Below are 8,517 nucleotides of genomic sequence, written 5' to 3' on the forward strand. Positions count from 1 at the left end.
CGGGAAGGTCGCCCAACCCAGCAGGTCGTCGCTCAGTTCGCCGAGGTAGATGTTGAGCGTGTTCTTGCCGCCGACCCGCAGTGAGGACTTCATCGACCGCTCCGCCGACGAGCCGTAGACGATCGGGTACCACGACGGGTTCGTCACCCGGTTGATCGAGTCGAGTCGGAAGGCGAACGCGGTGGCCGCACCGCCGGTCGCGCCGGCGTAGGCCTGGTTGAGCACGCTGATCTGCGAGGTGATCATCGAGTCGGGGATGTTGCCGCCGGCCCGGGTGCTGTTCTCCTGGATTACGTGCACCACCACCGGGACGGTGACGGTGGCCAGGGCCGTCGCGCCGGCGCCGGTGCGGAAGTTGGCGCGCTCGCGCTGCGCCGCCGTCAGGTCGGCTTCCCGCTCACGGACCTGCTGCGCGGTCAACTCGTTCGGGTCGTGCTTGGCCGCCGCGCCGGGCTTGATTCGGGCGTTGGCGTGGCCGTCGGCCGGCTCCGCGCAGGCGTCGGGCACGGCGGAGAATGCCGAAGCGGCAGGAACGACACCCACCGCGGCGGTGCTGAGTAGCAGCGCGAGGGTCGTCGATGCGACACCGGCGGCACGCCGGGTCAGCAGGTTGGGACGGGGTCCCATGGGCCCACCTCTTTCTGGCGGCGCGGCAGGGGGTGTGTCACGCCGTGGCTGGCAACGTGTGGCAGACGTTACATTCCATCGACGTATTTGAGAACGAGCATATGTTGCCGTCCGGAAACTTTTTCCTGGGTGTGTGGGGGTGGCGAGCTCGCCGGGGGTACCTGGGTGCACCGGCTCGACCACTCGGGTACAGTGGTGCCGCTTGCGGGTGTAGTTCAATGGCAGAACATCAGCTTCCCAAGCTGACAGTGCGGGTTCGATTCCCGTCACCCGCTCCACCGCGAAGGCCCTGGCCAGGACGTGAGTCCCGGTCAGGGCCTTCGATGTTCCGCCGGCAATGAACACCTGACGGGCCATCCACGGGCCACCAGCCACGCTTCCTCCCCATGCCCCTGGGCTTGCCGATGCGCCAGCCGCCCGCTTACCGGCCTTCTTCCGCTCGACCTTCACCGCGGTATGAGGGCGGCTCGGGATGGAGCGTGGATGACCGAGCGGCGACGGCCACTGTGGGGACATGCGATCTGGCGAGCCGAGCGCCAGGCTGAGTCCGATGGGCCATTCACGGGCCGGTAGCCAGAGGGTCGAGCGGACCCCGTGCCGATGGCCCACGACGAGATCCGGGCGGCCCGGCCGCGGAGGCCGGACCGCCCGGGTGCGCCGGAACGGCGCCGAGGAGGATCAACAGGACTGGATCCAGCGTGACCTGACGCCCGCGTCGAGCGTCACCTCATCACCCGTAGCTACGGTGACCCAGTCGGTGTGGCCGTAGTTGGCGCCACCGGTCTCGTTCCAGTAGTAGATCAGGTCCGAGTCGATCGAGTCGATGAAGTCGTGCGGGTCGTGCACGTGAAACTGCACCCGGTAGGTGCCCGGGCGGACGTACGCCGTGAAGGTGCCGTCGGGGTTGATGGTGGTCAGCCCGCCGGAGCCGGACCCGCCGGGTTGCGTCGCCACGTCGATGCGGGAGATCCCTTCGTAGCCGACCGGGGCGCCCACCTCGCACGTGTCCCATACGCGGTTGTTGTTGCCGTCCACCCAGACGGTGCCGCGGACGATCGCCCCCTGCTCGACCGTGACGGTGTGCCGAGCCGTGTTGTTCTCCAGGGTCGTCTCCGGCGACGTCGTCGCCGCGGTCGCCTCCATCGTCACGACATCGCCGACGGTGGTGGAGGTGAGGATCCCGCCGTAGTACAGCTGCTCGCTCGTCTCGCCCGGCCGCAGCGGGCTGTGGATGCAGCGCCAGCCAGTCCGGCCGTCGGCGACGCTGTCGCCGAACGCGCAGTCCCACCCCTCGCTCCACGTCTCCGAGCCCTGCATCCCGGCGGGCACCGGGATGGTGACGGTCACCTCGCCCGAGGGGGAGTTCCCGGAGTTCCGGAGAGACGTGGAAACATTTACATACTCATTCGGGAGGAGCTGCTGGCTGGTTGCGGCGGGCACAAACTCGAGGTCCATCGTGCTGGGGATGTAGCGCACGCTCGCCTGGCCGATGTTGTTGGCGGTCGACGACTCCGTACCGGTCTTCGCCGTGGCGGTGACGGTCACTGCGTCTCCGGCGGTGCCGGGCGGGAGCCCGAACGGCAGGTTCAGCGTGTCGGCGATCTCCCCGGCGGCCAGGGGGGCGTGTGCGCAGGTCGCGGTGCCCTGCAGATCACAGCTCCAGCTCGGCGGGATCACGAACCCGTCGGAGGAGAACCAGGCACCCGCCGGCAGCGTGAACGCCACGGTCACGTCCTGGCTGGCCTTCGTACCGGAGTTGCGTACGTCGAGGGTCAGGGTCGACCAGCCACCGCTGGCCGGCACCTCGACGGTGTCGACGGAGGCGGCGACCACGAGGTCCGCCCGGGAGGGGGCGGCGCCCGCCGGGCCAGCGGGCAGCAGGCCGGTGGCGAGCCCGGCCAGTGCGCCTACCAGGAGACTGCTACGGAGCAGGTGCTGGCGGGTGGAGCGGAATTGAACGGACATCAGGTCCTAACGTCGGAGGGCATCGACCGGGCCAACGGCCCCGTCCTCGGGATCGTCGGCGTCTGTCCGATAGAGCGCCAAGATCGTGACCATCGTTACGGCGGCGCCAGCAGGCTCCCCGAATAGCGATGGGCTCACCTGGCAGTCCGCCACAACGGCGGAGAGCGCTGTCTCGGTGGCGGAGGGAGGTTCGTCGTGGTCCATCCAGGTCGTCCGGACCGCGATCGTCGTGCCTCGGAAGAGCAATCAATGAATCCGTACGCCTTCGGGGGTGGTCCCGCCGGATGGGTCGACCGGCGGACCTCGGCAACGCGGGCGGCTCTCACGTACGTGGCAAGATCTGCCAAGTGCAGGTCGGGTTACTTGGTCCATTCGAGGTTCGCACGGACGACGGCATCGTCACCGACGTGCCAGGTGCGCGGCTACGCGGGCTGTTGGCCGCTCTCGCGCTCAGCCCGGGTCACGTGGTCCCGAAGGCGACCCTCGTGGACTGGATCTGGGCTGAGAACCCACCCACCGATGCGGCGAACGCCCTGCACCGCCTGGTGTCCCGGCTGAGGAAACTGCTGCCGGACGGTGCGATCGAGGGGCAGACCGACGGCTACCAGTTGACTGTGGCACCCGATTCCGTCGACGCCGTACGGTTCGAGCGCCTCGTCGGTCAGGCGCGCGACGACGAGGGTCCGCAGCGGGTCCGGCGGCTCCGCGAGGCCCTCTCCCTGTGGCGGGGCGCGGCCATGCAGGACGTCGGTGTGACCGACAGCGCGGCGTTCGAGGCGGTGGTCACCCGGCTGGAGAGGCTGCGCCTGACCGCCGTGGAGGATCGCTTCGACGTGGAAATCAGCCTCGGTCACGGTCCGGAGCTGGTCGAGGAGTTGACCGACCTGGTGGCCGCGCACCCGGTACGGGAACGCCTCGTCATGTTGTTGATGCGTGCGCTCGCCGCGAGCGGTCGGGACAACGAGGCGCTCCTGGTTCACCAGCGCACGAGCGAGGCACTGGCCGACACGTTGGGCGTCGATCCCTCGCCGGAGCTTTCGGCGTTGCACGTCGCGTTGCTGCGGGGCGAGTTGGGGCGCCGGGAGGAGAACCGCAAGACCAACCTCCGGGCCGAGTTGAGCAGTTTCGTCGGCAAGGACGACGCCGTCGCCCAGGTGGGTGCGCTCGTCGCCGAACACCGGCTCACGACACTGATCGGACCGGGCGGCTCGGGGAAGACCCGGCTGGCCACGGAGACCGCGCGACTGATGCTCGGCGAGCTGCCGGACGGGGTCTGGCTGGTCGAGCTCGCCACGATCGGCGCGGACGGTGACGTGGTGCAGGCGACGCTCGCCGGGCTCGGACTCCGGGATGCTCTGCTCGGCGAGGCGCCGAGCATGGAGCTGATCGACCGGCTCGTCGCCGCGATCCGTGAGCGGGAGGCGCTGCTGATCCTGGACAACTGCGAGCACGTGATCGAGTCGGCGGCGGTGGTCGCCCATCGGCTTCTCGGAGAGTGTCGGCGGCTGCGGATCCTGGCGACGAGCAGGGAGCCGCTGGGCATCACCGGTGAGGCGTTGTGGCCGGTCGCGCCGCTGGCCCTGCCGGCCCTCGACGCCGACCCCGCTGAGATCGAATCCTCACCCGCGGTCCGGCTGCTGAGGGACCGGGCGGGCGCGGTGCGTAGGGATCTGGCGGTCGACGCCCACACGTCGTCGACGATGGCGCGGGTGTGTCGGGCGCTGGACGGCATGCCCCTGGCGATCGAACTGGCTGCGGCCCGGTTGCGCACCATGTCCATCGACCAGCTCGCCAGGCGACTGGACGACCGCTTCCGCCTGTTGACCGGCGGGAGCCGTACCGCGTTGCCCCGGCATCGAACCCTGCGCGCCGTGGTCGACTGGAGTTGGGAGCTGTTGACCGACACCGAACGGACGGTCCTGCGTCGGCTCTCGGTGTTCTCCGGCGGGGTCAGTCTGGAAGCTGCCGAACGGGTTTGCGCCGACGACGTGGTCGAGCGGGAGGAGATGCTCGAACTGCTCACCGCGCTCGCCGAGAAGTCACTGCTGATCGCCGAGGGCGACGACGCCCCGCGCTACCGGATGCTCGGCACGATCAAGGAGTACGCCGCGCAGCGGCTCGCCGAGGCGGGCGAATCGGATCTCGCGCGTCACGCGCACCTGGCCTACTTCACCGATCTCACCGAGACGGCGGAGCCGCACCTTCGCCGCGCCGACCAGGTGAGGTGGCTCGCCACCCTCGAACTCGAACATGACAACATCGTTTCCGCGATGCGCGGTGCGCTCGCCGCCGGCGAGGCGGACGCCGCGATGCGGTTGGCTGCGGGCGCTGGCTGGTACTGGTGGCTCGGCGGTCACCGGACCGAGGGCATGGAGCTGGTCACGGCGGCCACCGAGGCGCCCGGCGAGGTGAACGACGAGATCCGGGCCACCGTGTACGCACTCGTCGTGCTCTTCCTCAACTCCGGGCCGGGCGACGAGCGCCAGGCGGCGGAGTGGATCCACAAGGCGTACGAGGTCAGCCGTAGCAGTCGCGGCAGCCACCCGGGTGTGGCGCTCGTCGTACCGCTGGAACGCATGCTGCGGGATCCGGCCGCGATCCTGGCCGCGTGGGAGCCGCTACTCGACGACAAGGATCCCTGGGTACGCGCGCTGGCGCGGCTGCAACTCGGCAAGATGCGGATCCTTCTCGGCCAGCACGGGCCGGAGGTGGACGCGTACCTCGAGACGGCGCTCGCCGAGTTCCGGGCCCTCGGCGAGCGGTTCGGGATCTCGTTCGCCCTGACCGAGTTGTCGGAGTCGATCGCCGTGCGCGGCGAGTTCGCCCGTGCCTGCGGGTACTACGACGAGGCGATCGCGGCGATGACCGAGGTCGGCACCGTCGAGGACATCATCCGGATGCGCTCGCGACAGGCTCAGCTGTACTGGTTGTTGGGCGACGAGGAGTCCAGCGCGTCGACGCTGGCCGAGGCGCGGCGGTACGCGCGCCGGGTCACGTGGCCGGGGGCGCTGGCCGTGTTGGCGCTGTCGCAGGCGGAACTCGCCCGCTGGCGTGGCGACGCCGAGGAGGTGGCCCGGCAGATCGGTGTCGCGGCCGACCTGTTGCGCGACGAGGCCGACGAGGCGCACATCCGCGCGGTGACGCACGACCTGCTCGGGTACCTCACCGATGATCTCGACGAGGTCCGTCGGCACCGCTCCTCGGCCTGCGCGGCGGCGGCCGAGACGGGGCACGCGCCGACGATCGCGCAGGTGCTCGTCGGAGTCGCGGACCTCGCCCTCCGGCGTGACCAGTTCGACCAGGCCGCGCGGCTGCTCGCGGCGAGCACCGCCGTCCGCGGACGGCCGGATCGTTCGCACCCGGACGTGGACCGGATCGAGCAGACAGTGCGGCGCCGCCTCGGCGATGGGAAATTCGCAGAGGCGGCGCTGGAGGGCACTGGGACGAACTGGAGCGAGTTGGTCGCGGTCACGCTCGCTTCGTGAACGTGGACCGCGCCCACAGGTAGCCGACGAGCGCGATGGCGACGCACCAGACGAGCGCGGGGATCACGTCGCCGGCGGACGGCGTGCCGTTCAGGAACCCGCGCAGGGTCTCGATGATCGGTGTGAAGGGCTGGTATTCCGCGAACTCCCGGAGCCCCGGCCCCATCTTGTCCGCCGGCACGATCGCGCTGCTGAAGAACGGCAGCATGACCAGCGGTACGGAGGCCAGCCCGGCAGTTTCCGGCGACTTCGCCGACAGGCCCAGCGCGACGGTGAGCCAGCCTGCGGCGAAGCCGAGCAGCACGATGATGCCGATCGCGCCGAGCCAGCCGAGGAGGGTCGCCGACGGGCTGAATCCGAGCAGGAACGCCACTCCGACGAGGGCTGCGATGGCAACCAGGTTGGTCAGCACGCTGGCGACGACGTGACCGGTCAACACCGCGCCACGGGAGACGTGCATGACCTTGAACCGGTTGATGATGCCCTTCGTCATGTCGGAGTTCACCGCGGTCGCGGTGGCGCCCAACCCGTAGCAGACCGCCAGCAGCATCAGGCCGGGAGTCGCGTAGTCGATGTAGTCGACGCCGACGTTGAAGGCGTCGCCGAACATGTAAACGAACATCAACATGATCACGATCGGCATCAGCACTGCGTTGAACACCGAGGTCGGGTTGCGGGCGATGTGCTTGAAGTTGCGGCGCAACATGACGATCGAGTGGGACTTGGCGCTCATTTCGCGGATACCTCCTGGGTGCGGGTGCCCGTCAGGGCGAGGAAGACGTCATCGAGGTCCGGCGTCTGTACGGAGAAACCTTCGGCACTGATCGCGTACTCGTCGAGCCGGTCCAGCAGGGCCCGCAGCGAGGCCGTCCCGCCGTCGCTCGGCACCCGTAGGGCGAGTGCCTCGTCGTCCCGTGTGGAGTCGGTGAGCACGCGGGCGGCCGCGTCGAGTTCCGCGACGGTCGCGAACCGGAGCCGGACGTGTGTGCCGGGGATCAGGCGCTTGAGCTCTTCGGGCGTGCCCTGGGCGACCAGGCGACCCTGGTCGAGTACGGCGATCCGGTCGGCGAGCTGATCGGCCTCTTCGAGGTACTGCGTGGTGAGGAAGATCGTCACCCCGTCGGCCACCAGGTCGCGGATGATCGACCACATCGTGCGTCGGCTGCGCGGGTCCAGGCCCGTCGTCGGCTCGTCGAGGAAGATGATCCGCGGGTCGCCGACGAGGGTCATCGCCAGATCCAGCTTGCGGCGCATCCCCCCGGAGTAGGTCGACACCGGCTTCTGCGCCGACTCCGCCAGGTCGAACCGTTCCAGCAGCTCCGTGACGATCCGCTTGCCGTCCCTGGCCGGTACCGGGCTGAGATCCACCATCAGCTGGAGGTTCTCCCGACCGGTCAGCAACTCGTCCACCGCCGCGAACTGACCGGTGACTCCGATCGCCGCGCGGACGGCCTTGGCCTGGGTGGCGGCGTCATGTCCGGCGACGCGTACCGATCCACCGTCGGCTTTCACCAACGTGGTCAGCACGTTCACCGTGGTCGTCTTGCCGGCCCCGTTCGGGCCGAGTAGGGAGAAGATCGTGCCCGCCCGGACGTCCAGGTCGATGCCGTCGAGCACGACCTTGTCCTTGTAGGCCTTCCGCAGTCCGGAGACCGCAATCGCTGAACTCGTCATGCGGTCCACCATCGGCGGCCGGCCTGTCACCCCCCTGACGCGGCTCTGACACGACCACTGACACCGAGTTCCTGGCAGGCGACGACACCGCCCGGATCGACGGTGGTAGTTCCACCCGGGCCCCGACGCGGCTACTGTCCGGCTTGGAGGTGGTCCGTGTTCACCGAGGCCTTTCCGATCGTGACGACACCTGACCTGCCACGACTGATCGGGTTCTACCGCGACGTGGTCGGCTTCGAGCTGACCTACCGGTTCCCGGAGGACGGCGAACCGCAGTTCGTCGCGCTGCGTCTGGGCAACAGTGAGCTGGGCCTGGCCGCCGATCCGGAGGCCGGCGAACCGACGCACTCGCATCGGTGGGAGATGTGCGTCTACGCCGACGACTGCGACGACGCCGTGAACGTTCTGCGCTCAGGTGGTGCGACGGTCACCGAGGAGCCTGTCGACCAGCCGTGGGGTGAGCGGTCCGCCCGGGTCATGGATCCCGACGGCAACCGCATGCTGGTGCTGTCCCGCCTGCCCTAGGCAGGCAGAGATCTTGGACAGTTTCCGTTCAGCCTGAACGGACTGAGCCGTCCGGCCGGCGAACCGCTCTGGCTCGGCTCGCTCAAGTCCAACCTCGGCCACACCCAGGCCGCGGCCGGGGTCGGCGGCGTGATGAAGACGGTGCTCGTTCGGCTGGAACAGGAGCAGCAGCAGGTCCTCGGCGAGGCTCGCCTCCGCCCCGTACCCCATGTCTTGTCGCGTGGCCATCGGTCCTACCTTT

6 protein-coding genes, 1 tRNA gene and 1 pseudogene are annotated in these 8,517 nt (G+C 69.4%); 4 read left to right on the forward strand and 4 right to left on the reverse strand.

Annotated features, from left to right (window positions below):
• A pseudogene (locus tag ACWCO3_RS26875) lies at window positions 1-627 on the reverse strand (zinc metalloprotease); the annotation flags it as partial.
• 204 nt (window positions 628-831) lie between these two features.
• Between ACWCO3_RS26875 and ACWCO3_RS26880 the strand changes: the two are divergent.
• Window positions 832-905, forward strand: a tRNA-Gly gene (locus ACWCO3_RS26880).
• A 400-nt stretch (window positions 906-1,305) separates the two neighbouring features.
• Here ACWCO3_RS26880 and ACWCO3_RS26885 read toward each other — a convergent pair.
• On the reverse strand, window positions 1,306-2,592 hold the full coding sequence (locus ACWCO3_RS26885; protein ID WP_423436401.1) for a hypothetical protein: 1,287 nt from the start codon (window positions 2,590-2,592) through the stop codon (window positions 1,306-1,308).
• Between the two features lie 347 nt (window positions 2,593-2,939).
• Between ACWCO3_RS26885 and ACWCO3_RS26890 the strand changes: the two genes are divergently transcribed.
• Window positions 2,940-6,077 (forward strand): BTAD domain-containing putative transcriptional regulator, encoded by a 3,138-nt coding sequence (locus tag ACWCO3_RS26890; RefSeq protein ID WP_450012672.1) that lies wholly within the window; start codon window positions 2,940-2,942, stop codon window positions 6,075-6,077.
• Here the strand turns inward: ACWCO3_RS26890 and ACWCO3_RS26895 are convergent.
• The gene (locus ACWCO3_RS26895) at window positions 6,061-6,810 is read right to left on the reverse strand and encodes an ABC transporter permease (RefSeq protein ID WP_145778250.1); all 750 of its coding nucleotides are present in this window, start codon (window positions 6,808-6,810) and stop codon (window positions 6,061-6,063) included. The genes ACWCO3_RS26890 and ACWCO3_RS26895 overlap by 17 nt on opposite strands.
• Window positions 6,807-7,751: an ATP-binding cassette domain-containing protein gene (locus ACWCO3_RS26900; RefSeq protein ID WP_145778249.1), complete on the reverse strand. Its 945-nt coding sequence runs from the start codon at window positions 7,749-7,751 to the stop codon at window positions 6,807-6,809. The genes ACWCO3_RS26895 and ACWCO3_RS26900 overlap by 4 nt, the downstream gene beginning before the upstream one ends.
• A gap of 156 nt (window positions 7,752-7,907) precedes the next feature.
• On the opposite strand from ACWCO3_RS26900, the gene ACWCO3_RS26905 reads away from it, so the two are divergent.
• Both ACWCO3_RS26905 and ACWCO3_RS26910 read left to right on the forward strand, forming a co-directional pair.
• On the forward strand, window positions 7,908-8,276 hold the full coding sequence (locus ACWCO3_RS26905; protein ID WP_145778248.1) for a VOC family protein: 369 nt from the start codon (window positions 7,908-7,910) through the stop codon (window positions 8,274-8,276).
• A 42-nt stretch (window positions 8,277-8,318) separates the two neighbouring features.
• Window positions 8,319-8,517: hypothetical protein (locus ACWCO3_RS26910; protein ID WP_450012675.1), on the forward strand; the 199-nt coding region annotated here is incomplete at its 3' end.

It is taken from the genome of Micromonospora sp. NPDC002411, from assembly GCF_053592955.1.